Source organism: Pseudomonas meliae (assembly GCF_001400515.1).
Lineage (GTDB): Bacteria > Pseudomonadota > Gammaproteobacteria > Pseudomonadales > Pseudomonadaceae > Aquipseudomonas > Aquipseudomonas amygdali.
This window is the reverse complement of the sequence record NZ_LJQT01000379.1, coordinates 1-410: the sequence shown is the minus strand read 5'-3', so window position 1 is coordinate 410 and position 410 is coordinate 1. Positions and strand designations below refer to the sequence as shown.

Genomic DNA, 410 nt, shown 5'->3' with positions numbered 1-410 from the left:
TGAGCGTTGAGGACCAGTCCAAGATGGTCGGGCCAAACGACCGCATCGTGGTCGAGGCGTTTGACGATCCCAAGGTCGACGGTGTGACGTGCTATCTGTCGCGCGCCAAGACCGGTGGCGTGAGGGGTGGTCTGGGGTTGGCCGAAGACCGTGCCGAGGCGTCCATTGCCTGTCGTCAGGTCGGGCCTATCCGCTTCAAGGAAACCCTCAAGGATGGCGATGAGGTCTTCAAGGAGCGTACGTCGCTGGTCTTCAAGACCATGCAGGTGGTGCGCTTCTTCGACAAGAAGCGCAATGCGCTGGTGTACCTGGTCTATAGCGACCGTGTCATCGAAGGCAGCCCGCAGAATGCCGTGGACAGCCGCGCCCGCGCCTTGATGTGGCTCAGGGGTGGACGCAGAGCGTCCAGA

1 protein-coding gene is annotated in these 410 nt (G+C 62.0%); it reads left to right on the top strand.

Annotated features, from left to right (window positions below; all coding sequences use genetic code 11):
• Positions 1-410, top strand: a 410-nt coding sequence (locus ALO64_RS17850; protein WP_157058671.1) for a CreA family protein, incomplete at both ends; no start/stop codon positions are given.